14 protein-coding genes and 1 pseudogene are annotated in these 16,103 nt (G+C 64.4%); 10 read left to right on the forward strand and 5 right to left on the reverse strand.

What is annotated here, in order from left to right:
* Position 1: 1 nt before the first annotated feature.
* Positions 2–196: a DUF2892 domain-containing protein gene (locus BIO17B3_RS12195; RefSeq protein ID WP_156054232.1), complete on the reverse strand. Its 195-nt coding sequence runs from the start codon at positions 194–196 to the stop codon at positions 2–4.
* A gap of 173 nt (positions 197–369) precedes the next feature.
* Between BIO17B3_RS12195 and BIO17B3_RS12200 the strand changes: the two genes are divergently transcribed.
* The 6 genes and pseudogenes from BIO17B3_RS12200 to BIO17B3_RS12225 all read left to right on the forward strand — a co-directional run bounded on the left by BIO17B3_RS12200 (position 370) and on the right by BIO17B3_RS12225 (position 9,872).
* Positions 370–1,386 carry a trans-aconitate 2-methyltransferase gene (locus BIO17B3_RS12200; protein WP_156054233.1) on the forward strand — a complete coding sequence of 339 codons (1,017 nt, stop codon included), beginning with the start codon at positions 370–372 and terminating at the stop codon, positions 1,384–1,386.
* Positions 1,387–1,703: 317 nt separating this feature from the next.
* Positions 1,704–1,847, forward strand: a pseudogene (locus tag BIO17B3_RS12205) (IS5/IS1182 family transposase); the annotation flags it as partial.
* Positions 1,848–2,102: 255 nt separating this feature from the next.
* A complete protein-coding gene (locus BIO17B3_RS12210) occupies positions 2,103–2,903 on the forward strand; it encodes a hypothetical protein (RefSeq protein ID WP_156054234.1) in 801 nt (266 codons plus the stop codon).
* Positions 2,904–3,838: 935 nt separating this feature from the next.
* A complete protein-coding gene (locus BIO17B3_RS12215) occupies positions 3,839–5,146 on the forward strand; it encodes a TolC family protein (protein WP_156054235.1) in 1,308 nt (435 codons plus the stop codon).
* Entirely contained in the window at positions 5,143–6,738 is a 1,596-nt protein-coding gene (locus BIO17B3_RS12220; protein ID WP_156054236.1) for an efflux RND transporter periplasmic adaptor subunit, read from the forward strand. The genes BIO17B3_RS12215 and BIO17B3_RS12220 overlap by 4 nt, the downstream gene beginning before the upstream one ends.
* Positions 6,735–9,872 (forward strand): efflux RND transporter permease subunit, encoded by a 3,138-nt coding sequence (locus tag BIO17B3_RS12225; RefSeq protein ID WP_156054237.1) that lies wholly within the window; start codon positions 6,735–6,737, stop codon positions 9,870–9,872. Before BIO17B3_RS12220 ends, BIO17B3_RS12225 begins: the two co-directional genes overlap by 4 nt.
* A 184-nt stretch (positions 9,873–10,056) precedes the next feature.
* Here BIO17B3_RS12225 and BIO17B3_RS19365 read toward each other — a convergent pair whose 3' ends face one another.
* Complete coding sequence (locus tag BIO17B3_RS19365; RefSeq protein WP_255421402.1) at positions 10,057–10,188, reverse strand: hypothetical protein; 132 nt, start codon at positions 10,186–10,188, stop codon at positions 10,057–10,059.
* Positions 10,189–10,241: 53 nt separating this feature from the next.
* Between BIO17B3_RS19365 and BIO17B3_RS12230 the strand changes: the two genes are divergently transcribed.
* Complete coding sequence (locus BIO17B3_RS12230; RefSeq protein ID WP_156054238.1) at positions 10,242–10,784, forward strand: hypothetical protein; 543 nt, start codon at positions 10,242–10,244, stop codon at positions 10,782–10,784.
* Between the two features lie 118 nt (positions 10,785–10,902).
* Here the strand turns inward: BIO17B3_RS12230 and BIO17B3_RS12235 are convergent, their stop codons facing one another.
* A complete protein-coding gene (locus BIO17B3_RS12235) occupies positions 10,903–11,040 on the reverse strand; it encodes a hypothetical protein (RefSeq protein ID WP_156054239.1) in 138 nt (45 codons plus the stop codon).
* Between the two features lie 536 nt (positions 11,041–11,576).
* Between BIO17B3_RS12235 and BIO17B3_RS12240 the strand changes: the two genes are divergently transcribed.
* Together BIO17B3_RS12240 and trbB are read left to right on the forward strand one after the other, a co-directional pair.
* Positions 11,577–11,816, forward strand: coding sequence for a hypothetical protein (locus BIO17B3_RS12240; protein WP_156054240.1), 240 nt, complete (start codon positions 11,577–11,579; stop codon positions 11,814–11,816).
* Positions 11,813–12,766, forward strand: coding sequence for a P-type conjugative transfer ATPase TrbB (trbB, locus tag BIO17B3_RS12245; RefSeq protein ID WP_156054241.1), 954 nt, complete (start codon positions 11,813–11,815; stop codon positions 12,764–12,766). The genes BIO17B3_RS12240 and trbB overlap by 4 nt, the downstream gene beginning before the upstream one ends.
* Before the next feature lie 12 nt (positions 12,767–12,778).
* Here trbB and BIO17B3_RS12250 read toward each other — a convergent pair whose 3' ends face one another.
* Both BIO17B3_RS12250 and BIO17B3_RS12255 read right to left on the reverse strand, forming a co-directional pair.
* Positions 12,779–13,090 (reverse strand): addiction module antidote protein, encoded by a 312-nt coding sequence (locus tag BIO17B3_RS12250; RefSeq protein WP_156054242.1) that lies wholly within the window; start codon positions 13,088–13,090, stop codon positions 12,779–12,781.
* Positions 13,087–13,410: a type II toxin-antitoxin system RelE/ParE family toxin gene (locus BIO17B3_RS12255; protein WP_156054243.1), complete on the reverse strand. Its 324-nt coding sequence runs from the start codon at positions 13,408–13,410 to the stop codon at positions 13,087–13,089. The genes BIO17B3_RS12250 and BIO17B3_RS12255 overlap by 4 nt, the downstream gene beginning before the upstream one ends.
* 92 nt (positions 13,411–13,502) lie before the next feature.
* Here BIO17B3_RS12255 and BIO17B3_RS12260 point away from each other — a divergent pair, with 92 nt between their 5' ends.
* Positions 13,503–16,043: an LPD7 domain-containing protein gene (locus BIO17B3_RS12260; protein ID WP_156054244.1), complete on the forward strand. Its 2,541-nt coding sequence runs from the start codon at positions 13,503–13,505 to the stop codon at positions 16,041–16,043.
* Positions 16,044–16,103: the final 60 nt, after the last annotated feature.

Genomic DNA, 16,103 nt, shown 5'->3' on the forward strand with positions numbered 1-16,103 from the left:
ATCACCTCCTGCGCATCGGGCAGGTGCGAATCCCGAGCACCATGTAGAGTGGACAAATACCCACTGCCCCCGCGACCAAAGGCACAACGCCAATCCAGCCCCAGAGGCCAATCACATGGGTCAGCGTCAGGGCGATAAGCACCAGACCAACAATCACGCGAAGAGCGCGGTCCAAGGTTCCTTCATTGACCGTCATGAGTGTGTTTCTCCAGTTGAATTGAGCGAGTACGCCAAGCTGATCGGTTTCGACTCTAGCAGCATCCTGATACATCAGGGCCTATCGGAAGTCCGTACGCTGCGCATCCATACTGAAGCATGCTGCAGGGCATGGCCTCATCACCAGAATCTTTCCTCGTTCCACGTTTTCTCATGACGGTAGACGACCTCAAAACCCAATTTCGCCAGCAATCCCAGGCTGCACTCAGCCTGAACATCGCTTACATCGGCGTCGTCAATGGCATCTTCAGCACGCTGCATCGCCTGGGCACGGCGTCTGCCGCCACCTTGGCCGAAGCGGCTGGGCTCGATTCTGCCTATGTGCTGCGCTGGTGCGACACTGCGTATGCATTCGACTATCTGGATGCAGAGGGCGACATCTTCCGTCTTACGACGACAGGCGAGGCCATGCGCCCCGAGGCGCCGGGCACCCTCATGCCGATGGCTGTGCAATCCGTCCTGTCGGCGCATCTGGCTGAGCGCGCGGCAGGACTGATGCGCACTGGGGAGCGCCCGGGCGAGCAGGTTTTGGCCGAGCGCGACACCGTGTTGCCCTGGTTCGGGCCGATGCTCGAAGCGAATTTCGCATCAATGTTCGAGGAAACGATTTGTCCGGCAGTGCCCGCTTTTGCCGACGTGGATGCCCGCGGAGGTCTTGCCGTCGACCTGGGCTGCGGCAATGGCTGGTATTTGCGCGCACTGGCGCGGCGCTGTGGCAAGCTGCGGGGGTTGGGCATCGACGGCTTCCAGGAGAACATCTCCCAGGCCCAAGACATGGCACGGAAGCAGGGCCTGGCCGACAGGCTGCGCTTCATCCAGGGGGACATCCACGCGCTCACGCTGGAAGAACCTGCCGATCTGATAGCGATGAACCGTGCCTTGCACCATGTGTGGGAGAAAGACACCCACACGCTGTTCACGTGGCTGCGCGGCAATCTCAAGCCGGGCGGTTATGTGGTCATTTGGGAGCCGGCCTGGCCGGCAGACCGCACCGCCTTGCGCCAACCCAGCCGTAAGGGGCTGGCGTTCCAGAATCTCAGCGAGCATGTGCAAGGCAACCATCTCCTGCGGCCAGACGACATCCAGGCGGCCTTTGCCCAGGCTGGTCTGCAGTCGCAGGTACATCTTTTCGCACAGGGCAACGAGGCTGTGGTCTTGGCTCAGAGATGAAGCCATAGAGAATCTGCGCCGTTGATCCCCTTGCTTGCCAGCCCAGCCGCGAGGGCTCTTTAGTTGAACCGTGGGCGCGGACTGCGGACAGTGCCCGCTTCGGCCGAGATGAGGTTGTTGGAGCGGCGTCGGCTCGTCGGCCAGTACAGCCATTGGGTCGCTTCTTGGCAACGTCAGCCATGCGGCCGGCATCGGACGTTGACCGTGTCAGGTTACGCCGCTGCTCGTGCGTTGTTTCCGGTGGGTCATCGAATAGTCGGCGCGCTCGCTCAATCGGGCGTCGACGCCAGCTGTTCATTCTGTTTGCGCAGCGCAAGTTGCGGATGCTGGCGGCAGGCAACTTTCCCGAGCACCGCACGATTCGGGACTTCCGTGCGCTGCACCTCAAGGAGTTCTCGGACCTGTTCGTGCAGGTGGTGCGTCTGGCGCGCGAGATGGGCCTGGTCAATCTGGGCGCGGTGATCTCCCCTTGCGCCAGAGTCATGACCCGACTGGCCGCCCGATGGAAGTCTGCGTGAATGGCGCGCCATTGTTGATAGCCCTCGATCCCGGCGAACTGTTGGGCACCAACTCCATGGCCACGCTGCTCCGAGATCGGCGGTTGGGGATGGTGCGAGGATCTGGACACGCATGTCCTGAATCGCCATGCATCACGACATTGACAGGCTGATATATTTAAATAACAATGATTCGCATTGCTTGCGTGGAGGTGAAGAATGCGAATCAAGCGATGGATCCGGGCCTTGGCATGGATGGGTGGCTTGATGATCGGAGCGCAGGCGCAGGCTCAGTCATGGCCAGTGCAGCCTTGCGATGTGGACGACTACATCACCAAAGCCATCGGCATCGAGGAACCCTGGCTGGAAAACGCGGCCTATCTCTTTGCCCAGGCCAACACCAATGGCTCGCCAGGGTCGTTGACGCTTTCCCCCGAGATCGAGGGCCAGTTCAGTGAGCGGGTGGGCATGGAGCTTGACCTCCCCGCGTATACCGCCAACACGCCTCTCGGGAGTGGCCAGAGTGCCTTTGGCCCCGTCGCGGCTGGGCTGAAGTTGGCTGCTTTGCATACTTGTGATCTGACTGAAGGTCGCGCCAGCCTGCTGACGGCAGAGGTGGAAGGCCAGTATTGGGCCAACCCGCGCCCGAGCGTGCTGCCAGGCCAAGGCAATGCGGTTACTGCACAGGTGATGTGGGCGCAACTCTGGTATCCCTGGTTCACGCAGGGGGAGGCTGGATATACCCAACGCATCGGGACGGGCATCACCAGCGGCTGGTTCGTCAATACGAGCGTAGGACATGCCATAGGGGCGACCTATGCTGCGCAACTCGAGGTGGAAGTCGACGACCAGTTGATGCTGGACAACGGGCAGCGGGGATTGGAGGGGAGTGTGATGCCTCAGTTTGCCTACCACCTCACGCAACAGTGGTTGCTGGCCATCGGTGAGCAGGCGTCTTTCCAGCAAGTCACATCGCATCCGAATTGGTCAACTTGGTTGATGAGCGAACGGGATTTCTAACGCGCATTGAGCCCGCGCGACTGGCGACTGTTGACCGCTACCGCCGGACCTCATCCTCGAAAAGTTACATCGACTTTGTGAACGAATCAGTGAAGTAGGGCATTGACGTGTCGCTGCGACATAGCGGACGTAGCAATGCGCATCGTCGCCATACGGTGTAAACCCAACCTGGGAGTCGGCACTGAGAAATTGCTCAAGTTGCGCGCTCGTGCTCAGTCGCGAGTTGTCCATATTGATCGCCATCCAGAAGATGATCACGCGCTGAAAATCCAGCCCCCCAAAACACGTTCAGGCTCATTCCTCAGTGGAATGACGCGCTTCGTTCAGGCTCATTCCACGTTGGACAAGGCTCCTAATTGACAAGCTCAGAACTTTGGCTACGATCCCTGTGCACAAATCGCTGTACATCTCTTACATTCAAACTCATGCGCTCCTTTCGAACTTTCTCCCGCTATTGGGCGTTCGTCTGCGCATTGGTTCTCTTGCCCTGGATGCAAGCCACGGCAGCCCCGATACGGGTCGTGCCTGCCTCGTGCTGCGCAGGCATGGCGGCCATGCCGATGGTTGGCGCCGGCCATCAAGCGAATCTCGCTGGTCATGACGATTCGCGAGTCGAGCGTGCGTTTTGCCAAGCTGCCTGCCATGACCTGGGCGCGGCCGCCGTTTCCAGCACGTCCAACGCCGCATCATTTCCTCACGCGGCATTGATCCAACGCTTGGTGCCCGTCCACCAAGCTCAGCCTGAGCAAGCTGCCTTGCCCATCGGGCGCATCGATCCGCCGCCTCCCTCCAAGCCGCCTTTCCTCGCGGCTCGCCTCCAAGTTTGACCCCTTCGGCAGCACCCGTCCCAGTGATGCTTCACCGGGCGATGTTCGTGTTCGCCTTGCGATTAGCGCTGCGGCCTTGCAGCGTTCCATCCGCCGAAGAGGAAAGCGATGTCCCTCATCCTGCAGTGCCGCCGTGCGCAAGCCCGGCGCTTGTCATCCGTCTGGTCTGAACGCCCGGCGGCCATCCCCGCTCTCATCACGCTTCTGCTGCTCGCCAGCCTGGCCGCGCCCGCCCAAGCCGCGCCCCTGACCCTCGGTGCCGCCGAGGCGCAACTGGCGCGGAGCAATCCCAGTCTGGCCGCAGCCGCGCAGCGCATCCGCGCCATCCAGCACCAGGCCGCGGCGGCCACGCAGTTGCCCGACCCGCATGTGTCGTTCGACGCGGTCAACCTGCCCACCAACAGCTTCTCGCTGACGCAGCAGGGCATGACCATGCTCAGCGTCGGCGTCAGCCAGAGCTTTCCGCCGATCGGCAAGCTGGCCCTAGAAGGCGACAAGCTGCAGGCGCAAGCCTCGGAGCAGCACTTTAGCCGCGAAGCCAAACGCGCGCAGCTGGTTCTCGCCTTGCGACGCGCCTGGCTTGCGGCGGTGTACGCGGGCCAGGCCATGGCGACGGTGCAGCGGCAGCAGGCGCTGGCGCGTGAGAACGTCGACGCGGCCATGGCCAGCTACCGCGCGGGCAACGGACCGCAGAGCGATGTGTTGCGCGCCCGTCTCGCCGAAGACGAACTGCGCAACGACCAAAGCGCGCTCGCCGCGGATGAAGCGGCGTCCCTGGCCGACATTGCCCAGGCACTTGGCAGCAATCAAACGCCCGAGATCGATCCTGACTGGCCGAGCTTGTCGCCAGGCGCGACGGCTCCCGAGCAAGCGCCCCCGACCCAACCGCTGCTGCGCATGGCCCAGGCCAAAGTGCAGATCGCCCAGGCGGGCGTGCGGGTGGCCAAGAAGGATTTCCTGCCGGAGATCACGGTTGGAGCCTCCTACGGCAAGAGCTTTTTTCCGGGCTCTCCCAACTTTATCTCCGCCGGGGTTTCGATGAACTTGCCGATCTTCTCCAACCATCGGCTGGATCAGGAACTCGACAGCGCCCGCGCCCAGGTGATGGAAGCCCGCTACGACGAGCAGGACCAGCGGTTGGCCTTGCAGCAGCAGATCCGCACCGCCACGGCGCGCATGCGCAGCCAGCAGGAGAAGTGGCAGCGCATGCGCGCGCACATGCTGCCGCTGGCGCATGCGGCGTACGACTCCACCCTCACCGCCTATAGCAACGGCCGCGCCAGCATGAGCGACGTGCTGAAGGCGCAGCAAGCCGTTTTTGCCCTTGAACTCCAGACTCTGCAACAGCGTCGGGATCTGCTGGCGACCCTGGCCGAACTCAACTACCTGACAACGCCTTCGGAGCAGCAGCCATGAATTTGCGAACCTTCACTCTCGGCCTCGGCCTATTGCTGGTCGGCATCAGTGCGGGCCTCTGGACCAGTCGCTGGCTGCCGCACGGCGCCTCGGACCCCGCGACGCCGAACGCCGCCGCGGCCCCGGCTTCCGCAACAGCATCCGCAGCAGCGCCGGCAAGCCGCCGGGTGCTGTACTGGGCCAACCCGATGAACGCCGCCATCCACTCCGACCACCCGATGAAAGACAACATGGGGATGGACTATGTCCCGGTCTACGCCCCGGCTGCGGCGCCGCAGCGCCGGGTGCTGTACTGGGTCAGCCCGATGAATCCGGCGATCCATTCGGACCGTCCGATGAAGGACAACATGGGCATGGATTACGTGCCGGTCTACGCCCAGGCCGAAGTCGGCGCCAACGACAGCGGGCTGCGCATCGACCCGCGCCTGACGCAAAACCTGGGCGTGCGCCTGACGACCGCACAGATGCGTCCCATGGGCCAGGCGATCCAGACCGTGGGCACCGTGGCCGTGGACCAGAACCGCGTCACCACCGTCACCCCGCGCTTCTCCGGCTGGGTCGTGCATCTCAAGGTGCGTGCCGTGGGCGACCCGGTGGCGCGCGGTCAGGTGCTGGCGGAGATTTACTCGCCCGAGCTGTACAGCGCGCAGCAGGAATACAGCATTGCGCGCCAGCAGGCCGGCGCGGCCGACGGTCATGCCGACAGCCAGGGCTTGCTGGCCGCGGCCAAACAGCGCCTGCTGCTGCTGGGCCTGCCCGAGGCCGCGCTCAAGCAGTTGGAGGCCTCGGGCCAGCCGATGCGCGACGTTCCCATCCTGGCACCGGAGAGCGGGGTGGTGACGGCGCTCAATATTCGCCAGGGCAGCTATGTCTCGTCGCAAAACAGCCTGTTCGAGATCGCCAATCTGGATCGGGTCTGGGTCAATGTGGCGCTGTACGACTACCAGATGCCGTGGGTGCGCCTGGGCGACGGCGTGCAGCTCCAGCTTCCGGCCTACCCCGGCAGGAATTGGGATGGGCGCCTGAACTTTCTCTACCCCACGCTGGACCCGCAAACCCGCACCATCACCGCGCGCCTGAGCTTCGCCAACCCCGGCGGCATTCTGCGCCCCGGCATGTTTGCCAACGCCATGGTGCAGGCCCAGGCGCAAACCGCTCTGGCGCTGCCGAGCAGCGCGGTGCTGCGCACGCAAGATGGCGATTACGCCATGCTGGCGCAGACGGGCGGCCACTTCCTGCCGGTGCAAGTTGCGCTTGGGCCCGAGGCGAACGGCTGGGTGGTCATCGTCCGAGGGCTCAAGCCGGGTGACCAGGTGGTGGAAAGCGCCCAGTTCCTGCTGTACTCCGAATCGCAGTTCCAGTCGGTCAAGGCGCGCATGCTCGGTGGTCATGCCGGCACGAGCGGCGCGAGTGGCATACCCGCCACGGGAGCGATGCCAGGCATGCCGCCTGCGAGCGACCCGCAAGCCGGCGCTGCGGGGCCAACGACCCCACCGACGGTCACACCATCCGCCATGCCGGCAGCCGCGCCCCCACCCGCCGCCGGGTCGATGGCCGGGATGAACATGGCCCCTGGCCGGAGCGCCCCATGATCCGGCGGCTCATGGAGTGGTGCTTCGAGAACCGCAGCCTGACGGTGATCGGCGCGCTGATGCTGCTGGCCGCGGGCATCCTGGCGGTGCGCAACACGCCGCTGGAGGCTATCCCCGACATCTCCCCCACCCAAGTCATCATCAAGACCTCCTACCCCGGGCAGGCGCCGCAGGTGGTACAGGACCAGGTGACCTATCCGCTGGAGACCACCCTGCAGTCGGTGCCCGGCGCGCGCGCGGTGCGCGGCTATTCGATGTTCGGCGACTCCTTCGTCTACGTCATCTTCAAGGATGGCACCAACATCTACCAGGCGCGCAACCTGGTGCTGCAGTATCTCAGCCAGGTGCAATCCAGGCTGCCGCCGGGGGTGACGCCGGCGCTGGGACCTGACAGTTCGGGGGTGGACTGGGTTTACATGTACGCCCTGACCGATACCGGCGGCACGCAGGACCTGAGCCAGCTCACCACCCTGCAGAATTGGTTCCTCAAGTACCAATTGCAGGGCATTCCGGGGGTGGCCGAGGTCGCCACGGTCGGCGGCATGGTGAAGGAATACCAGGTGGTGGTGAACCCGCAGGCCCTGCTGGCCTACAACCTCACCCTGCCGCAGGTGGAAGATGCCATCCGCGCCGCCAACGGCGAGACCAGCGGCTCGGTGGTCGATCTCGGCGAAGCCAGCTATATGGTGCGCACCACCGGCTATATCCGCTCCTTGCGGGATCTGGAGAACGCGCCGCTGGCGGCGCGCGGCGGGGTGCCGCTGACGCTCAAGGATGTCGCCCGCGTCCAATTCGGCCCGGAACTGCCCAACAGCGCCGCCGACCTCAACGGCGAGGGCGCGGTGGTGGGGGGCATCGTGATGATGAACCAGGGCTCGAACGCCGATGCCATAATCCGCCGGGTCGAGGACAAGATCCGCAGCATCCAGCCCTCGCTGCCGCCCGGGGTGAAGATCGTCACCATCTACAGCCAGGCGCCGCTGATCCAGCGTGCCATCCACACCCTGACCGAGAAACTGCTGGAGGAGTCGCTGATCGTCGCCCTGGTGTCGTTCCTGTTCCTGCTGCGCGCGCGCTCGGCGCTGGTGGCCATCGTGTCGCTGCCGCTGGGCATCCTCGCCGCCTTCCTGGTGATGTGGGCGCAGGGCATTCCGGCCAACATCATGTCCCTAGGGGGCATCGCCATTGCCATCGGCGCGATGACCGACGCCGCGATCGTGATGATCGAGAACATGCACAAGCATATGGAGCAGGATCCCGGCGCCGATCCCTGGATGAAGGCGCGGATGGCGGCATCGGAAGTCGGTCCGGCGCTGTTTTTTTCGCTGCTGATCATCGCGGTGTCGTTCCTGCCGGTGTTCGCGCTCGGCGGCGAGGAGGGCAAGTTGTTTCGGCCCCTGGCCTTCACCAAGACCTATGCCATGGCCGCAGCCGCCGTCCTGTCCATCACCCTGGTGCCGCTGCTGATGGCCTGGTTCATCCGCGGGCCTATCCGCCCCGAGGGGAAGAACCCCTTGAACCGGCTGCTCACCTGGCTCTACCGGCCGCTGATCCACGGCGTGCTGCGGGCACCATGGCTAGTCATCGTGCTGGCCCTTGCCGCCGTGGCCAGCCTGTACTTTCCCTGGAAGCATCTCGGCTCGGAGTTCATGCCGCCCCTGAACGAAGGTACCCTGCTGTACATGCCGGTGTCGCAGGATCCGTCGATCTCCATCGGTCAATCGGCCGCGATCCTGCAACTGAGCGACCGCATCATCAAGACCTTCCCCGAAGTGGAGAGCGTGTTCGGCAAGGCGGGCCGGGCGCAGACCGCGACCGACCCGACGCCGATCTCGATGTTCATGACGGTCGTGAACCTGAAGGACCGCAGCACCTGGCCGGCCGGCATGACCACCGCCAAGCTGATCGAGAAGATGAATCAGGCGCTGCAGATTCCTGGCGTATCGAACACCTGGACCCAGCCGATCAAGGGCCAGGTGGACATGCTGACCACAGGCCTGCAAACGCCGCTCGGCATCAAAGTCACCGGCAGCAATCTCGACACGCTGAACCGGCTGGGGCAGGAGATCCAGGCGGCGCTGCAAACCGTTCCGGGGACCCAGAACGCCTATGCGGCGCGGGCCACCGGCGGGCGCTACATTGTGGTCGACACCAACCGGCTGGCGGCTGCGCGCTACGGCCTTTCGGTGGCGGATGTGAACCGCCTGGTCGAGACCGCTATCGGTGGACAGATGCTGTCCACCGCCGTCAACGGCCTGGAGCGCTTCCCCATCAGCCTGCGCTACCCGCGCGAACTGCGCCAGTCGCTGTCCACGCTGATGGAAAGCCGCATCGCCACGCCCGAGGGCAGCCAGATTCCGTTAGCGCAGGTGGCCACGCTGCGCATCGAGGGCGGCCCACCCATGCTCACCAGCGACAACAGCCGCCTGAATTCCTGGGTGTACATCGACCTCAAACCCGGAACCAGCATCGGCGGGTACGTGGCTGCAGCGCAAGCGGCCCTGGCACAGAAGGTTCATCTGCAGCCCGGTTTCACGCTTGACTGGGTTGGGCAGTACCAGTCGCTGGAGCAGGCCGTGCAGCGTCTGAAGGTCGTCGTGCCGGCGGTGATCGGCCTGATCGCGCTCCTGCTGTATTTCAACTTCAAGAACATCACCGAGGTCGCCATCATCCTGCTGACCTTGCCGCTGTCGCTGGTGGGCGGATTCTGGTACGTCGACTGGCTGGGCTACAAGCTCTCGGTTGCGGTGGGTGTGGGCTTCATCGCCACCGCCGGGGTGGCCTCCGAGTTCGGCGTGGTCATGCTGCTGTATCTCGACGCGGCGCTGGAGCGGCGCAAAATTCACGACCGCCTCAACACCTGGGGCGACCTCAAGCAAACGGTGGTCGAGGGCACCTTGCTGCGGCTGCGGCCCATGGCGATGACCCTCACCATGGTGGTCGGCGGCCTGCTGCCCATCATGTTCAGCGAAGGCGCGGGTGCCGACGTGATGAAGCGCATCGCCGCGCCCATGGTTGGCGGCATGCTGACGGCTGCTTTGCTGGCGCTGCTGGTGATTCCGGCGGTTTACGCCCTTTGGCAGAAGCGGCGCCTGGGGCTGGGCGAGAGTCCCAGGCTGGAGGTGGCTTCATGAGCACTATCAATCAGCCGCAATCAGGCCCTCACAAAGGCCCCAAGGACGTTCGGAAACGGCCCAGTATGTCAGTCCTTGAGCCATGTCAAATCGTGTTGCTGCAGGATTCGGCTGCTCTCAGAACCCTGTCGAGCCAACGCAAGTCTCAGTGTGCAGGGCGCACGTATTTCAGGAGCCTGTTGCGTCAAAACCGTGGGCTGGAGAAGAGGTATTTGATCAGCGCCATCACGCCGAGCGCGATTAAGGCCAGCACCAGCAGTCCGAACAACCCCATGAGGGCCATGCCACCCCCCGACATGCAGACAGAAGTCATCATGATCAGCTTCCTTTCGTCGTTTGTTCCTTGTGTGTTGTAACCAGGAGTTCATTATGCAACGTCGTTCATTTGTGACTGTCCTTGTAGGTTTTGTTGGAACCGTCGTGGGCTATTTGACCGGACACGGCGCACCCTCCGCCAAGGCCCAGGGCACGATGGGTGGAGGGATGATGGGTGGGAGCATGGGCGGCATGATGTCGCCCGAGAACATGAACGGCCCCATGCGCACCGGCATGGAGCTGTTCAAGGTTCACCAGCAGATCCAGCGCAAGGTGATCGAGCTGCCCAATGGGGTGCATGACGTGACCACCTCGGCCGACCCCACGACGGCAGCGCTCATCCAGAAACATGTGGTGGAGATGTATGCACGGCTCGATCAGAACCGCCCCTTCCCCTACCCCATGAGTAATAGCGTGCCGCAGATGTTCGCCAACCCGACCAAGTACCAGCGCAAGCTCGACATCCTGCCCGATGGCGTGGCCGTGACCGAGACCTCCTCCGACCCGGAGATGGTCGCCGTGATCAAAGCCCACGCCCGCGAACTCGACCGCTTCGCCAAGGATGGCATGCCGGCCATGATGCGCGGGATGATGTGATGCGTGATTCGCGGCGCTGTGCAGAGATGTCCGGAACGGTCTGCATGGCGATCCCGGCGAGGCGAAGTCTTCCACGTGGGGTTGCCACAGCAACCAACCCCATGTCTTGGCTGCTATGTCAGCGCTGCTGCATTCCAATCATCTGGAGAATTGCCATGAAAAAACTTTTGATCGTCATCACTGTTCGTGCCGATGCCAAATTGGCCAGGGCACCGACAAAATTTTGACCAGAAGCAATCAGCCAGTCTGCGGGCACTGGATGACATGCTCCCCCGCTCGGAGCAACCACTCCAATGAAGCCAGCGTTCTAGACATCAGGTCAGTCTACGATTACGCAGCTACGCCCGAGCGACGGTTTTGCCGCAACGCGATCAGTACCAGGGGACGTCGCTTCTGAGTCGAGACCGGCATCTGGCCAGCGCTGGAAGAGGGCGCTCAGCATGCTGACGACCTCAGCGACCGCTAAGCCCACCATGGCTGTCGTTGCCACAAGCGGGGGCCAATGGCCGCTCAGGCCGAGGACCGGTCTCCCGGTCGGGCGGATCGGCCCCAAGTCCAGCGTGCCGCGTAGGCCGATCGATACACTGGTGCCAGTGGCGGCTTTGGATCAGAACGACTGGCGGGTTTGATCAGACTACGCAGTCTGGAGGAAAAGTCTGCCTGAGCTACTCCACCCTGTCTGGGAGGCGACCTTGCAGAGACTCGCAACACGCGCGCTGATTCCCCTTCCGTCCCCACCCCGCAGAGTCAGGGCAGGGCGCCAACGTCTGGCGCCGCAACCCTGGAGCAGTCATGGCAACCCCCGGAAAACTCTACGTCGTCGGCTTTGGCGGAAAAGACTATCTCGTGCGCGCATTCACCCTGCGCGGCGCGGCCAAAGGCCTGATCCGATCCCTCACCGAGTCCACCCTTGAACACACCCGCCCGGCCAGCCAGGACGACATCCTGGAGCTGGCCGGCAACGGCGTGCGCCCCATCGACGTGACGGCTACCGAACCCGAAGATCAGCCCGGTGCCGAGGAGCAGGAGTGAGCGCGCAGCAGCTCACCCACGCCCGCCAGTCCGAAGCCCTGCGCCGGGCCATGGGCGCGGACATCCTCACCCCGCTCGAAGATCCCCAGGTCGTCGAAATCATGCTCAACCCCGACGGCACGCTCTGGGTGGATCGACTGGGAGAGGGCATGCAGCAGACCGGCCGTATCGACGCCGTGCGGGCGCTGACCATCGTGAACACGGTGGCGGCCATGCTCGATACCGTGGTGACGCCGCAGCAACCCATCCTCGAATGTGAGCTGCCGCTGGACGGCAGCCGCTTCGAAGCCCTCATCCCCCCGCTCGTCGAGCGCGCCAGCTTCGCCCTGCGCAAGAAGGCGACACTGATCTTCACCCTGTCCGACTACGTGGACAAGGGCATCATGACCTCGGCGCAGAAGCAGGCCATCGAGCAGGCCGTGGCCACCCGGCACAACCTGCTGGTGTGCGGCGGCACCGGCACCGGAAAAACGACCCTTGCCAACGCCATCCTCGATGCCGTGGCCCGGCTCGATGGTGAGCACCGCATCGTCGTCATCGAAGACACCCGCGAGCTGCAGGTCAATGCCGAGAACGTCGTGTTTCTGCGCACCAGCGATAACACCGACATGACCCGGCTGCTGCGCGCCACCATGCGCCTGCGGCCAGACCGCATCGTCGTCGGCGAAGTGCGCGACGGCAGCGCCCTGGCTTTGCTCAAAGCCTGGAACACCGGTCACCCCGGCGGCGTCGGCACGGTGCATGCGAATGACGCCAGCGCGGCGCTCATCCGCATCGGCCAGCTCATCCAGGAGGCTGGCGTTCCCCCCAACCCCGAACTCATCGCCGAAGCGGTGAATGTGGTCGTGCCCATCAAGCGCACCGCCGATGGCCGCAAAGTCGAGGAGGTTGCGGCTGTGCGCGGCTGGTCGGCCAGCGGCGGCGGGTTCCACGTCGAGCGCGTCGCCTGATGCTGCCTCACGTCAATGGTGAGCGTGGTTCGACTTGATCGGCTGCACTGCCAGGCGCAGGCCCATCGTCTTGAGAACCGCTGACAGGCTGCGCAGCTCCGGGTTGCCCTGGGCCGACAGCGTTCGATAGAGCTGATTGGCGTTTAGCTCCGTCTGCTTGGCGATGGCGCGCACGCCACCGCGCGCTTGCGCCATTTGGCGCAGCGCCACCAGCAGATCAGACGGCTCTCCATCCTGGAGAAGCTGGTTCAGATACTCGGCCGCAAAAGCCGGGTCTTCCTTGAACAGCTCGGCCATCGCTTCGTCATGGCTTCGATCCTTCATGCTGATCTCCGTTGCCAGTCTTTCCAATACCCAATGGCGCGCTCGATGTCGGCGTCCTGGGTGCCTTTGTCACCGCCGCACAGCAGCAGCACCACGACCGCCCCGGCCATCGCGTAATAGACGCGGTAGCCGGGGCCTTGGTCGATCCGCAGCTCCCACACACCTTCTCGGCAGGGTTTGTGATCGCCAAAGTTGCCCGCCTCGATCCGGCCCACGCGCTTGACCACCTGGCCTTTTGCAATCGGGTCGCGGAGCTTCTTCAACCACTCCTGAAACGGGTCGCGCTCGTCTTCGGTGAGGTAGTGCCGAACGGTGAACATGATGACATTGTCGTTTATAAACGATAAGGGCACAAGGAAGATCCTGCGCTTTGTCTTGGAGGGCATCTGTCCCCACCCTGCAGAGTCAGGGCATGGACACGACGCAACTTACCCCGTTTCTCGATTTCGCCCGCCTGCACGATGTGCACATCGACCCGCAGCGTCTGCAGGTCGATGGCCGCATCCACCGCGCCGATGTCGGCGACCGACCCAATGGCAGGAACGACGCCGCCTACCTTCTGCGGGACGACGGCACCGGCTGGGTGACGAACTTCAAGGCCGATGGCAAACCCATCGCCTTCCGCCCGGAACTGGCGCGCGAGAGCACGCCCGAAGAACAACAAAAGGCCCAGGCCGAACGCACCGCCTGGCTGCAGCAACAGGCCGAGCGCCAAAAGGCCGCCCTCACCGACAGCCTGACGCGCTGGGAAGCCAGCCACGAGCCGTGCAACTTCCCCTACCTGCAAAACCCCGCACTGCCCACGGCGGGACTGCGGCAGCACAGCGCGCAGCTGCTCGTGCCCATGCTCAAACTCACCGACGGCGAGCCCGAATGGGTCGGCATGCAGCGCATCGCCTGGGCGGCGCCGGGCCAGTCCGCCGACAAGCGCTTCGTCGCCGGCACGCCCACACAGGGCGCCTTTGCCGTCATCCCCATCGACGGCCAGGACGCTGAAGCCCCGCTTCGCGCCTTCGAGACCGCCAAAACCGCCCCCCATATCGTGATGTGCGAGGGCATCGGCACGGCGCTGGCCCTCCATCAGGCCACAGGACTGCCCGTCATCGCCGCCCTCTCGGCGCAGAACCTGCCCGAGGTGGCCCGCACCCTGCACGAGCAGGTGCAGGGCCGCGTGACCCTCTACGCCGACAACGACGGCGAGCGCGCCGCACGCAAAGGGCAAATCAATGCCCTCAAAGCCGCCCGCATCCTCGGCGGCGCGCGCACAACCATCGCCCTTCCAGAAAAACCCAACGGCGTCACGCCCCCCGGCTACGACGCGCGCGACCAACTCCGCGACAGCGGGCCGGAATCGATCCGCAACACCCTGGATCGCGCCGTCCCGCCGTGGACCTTCCAGCGCAGCCATCCCAGCCTCGCGCCACCCACTGGGCAAGGGCGACAGCCCAAGCCCCCCATTCCCCATCTCAAGCAGGAGCAATCGATGGAACCACAAGCCGAAACCGAACCGACGCCGCACATCCCCTCCGATGAACCCGTCCCCGTCCAGCAAGCCGTGACCGCGCAGCGAACGGAGTTCGCCGATCTCAACGCCGCTCTGGAGCGAGTCGAGTCCGAACAGGAGCCGAAGCCACAACCACAGCAAAAGGAGACGGAGGTCAGCGACGCACAAAAAGAAGAAGCCGCGTTGCTGAATGCCTGGCGCGAATCCGCCCAGCCCGCTCGCGAACAGCGCGCCAAGGCCTGGCAGGACTTGAACGCCCAGCAGCAAGCCGCGCGGGAGTCTCTGTTCTCCACCCTGGCCCAGCAACGCGCCGAAACCCTCAAGAGCGGCGGCGACCTCGATGTGCATGCGTTTGAATCCGCCAAGCAGATCGAGCATTTGCAAAAAACCCAGGCGGCGCAGCGCAAAACCCTGGCCAGCAGCCTGCCTCTACCGCCGACCCTGCGTGAGTTCCTGGAACCGCGCGCCGAGCACGACCCCATCGCCGCCCGTCTGCTCGAACAAGAAAAAACCCGCGACCCTTCGCAGGAAAGCATCCGCGGCCGCCGCGTGGCCGCCCTCGAGTCCGAAGTCCTCGACGGCCTGACCCACGACATCGAGGACGGCCCGCCCAAAGCTGTGCACTACGCCCGCGACGGCGAGAAGGTGATGACCGACCGGGGCGAGCGTGTCGATCTCTACCACGTCGATGACCGCGAGATCGAGTCGGCCCTGCGCCTGGCCGAGCAGAAGTACGACATGGACAAAGGCCTGCAGTTCACCGGCAGCCGCGAATTCCAGGAACGCGCCGCCGAAATCGCCGGGCGCATGGGCCTCAAAGTCCAGAACCCTGAACTGCAGCAGACCTGGCAGCTCGGTCGCTTGCAAACCCTGCAGAGCGAAGAACTGGGCGCCGACACCCGACTCACCGCCCCGGCGGTCGGGCAGGGCGCCATCGAGTCCGCCCGCCCCGAGCGCGGCGGCGATGGCCGCACCTACGCCGTGGACACAAAAGCCCTGCAGGCCGAAGCCCTGCTGGCGAAGCTCGACATCCACGGCTTCGACGCCATCGACCGCGCCTCGCGCTACCAGCCCCTCACCCCGGATCAACGCACCCGGTTGCAGGGTCACGATGAACAGACCCGTCTGATCGACGACCAGGATCGCCTCACCCCGCTGGGCCAGCAGGTGACCGAGCGCATGTGGGCCAAGATCGAAACCGAGCGCGAGCAGCTTCAGCAACAACTGCGCACCCGCAACATCGAGGAGGAACTGAAAAAACGCGAAGCGCAGGAAGAGAAGCAAGAACGCACCGAAGACAAGGCGCAGGACAAGGCCGTCGAACGCGAGATCGTCGCCCACGAGCGGGCCGAAGAGCGCGCCGAAGAACGCGAACCCGAAGCCCCGCAGCGCGCCCCCGTCAGACCACGCTCCCGGCAACCCAGCCGGGACATGGGGCTGGGCGGCTGAGCCTCCTGTCCCCACCCCGCAGAGTCAGGACAGGGCGTCGCATTGACGCCCGGCTCGATC

The sequence above is a fragment of the Thiomonas sp. OC7 genome (assembly GCF_900634595.1).
Taxonomy (GTDB): Bacteria; Pseudomonadota; Gammaproteobacteria; order Burkholderiales; family Burkholderiaceae_C; genus Thiomonas; species Thiomonas arsenitoxydans.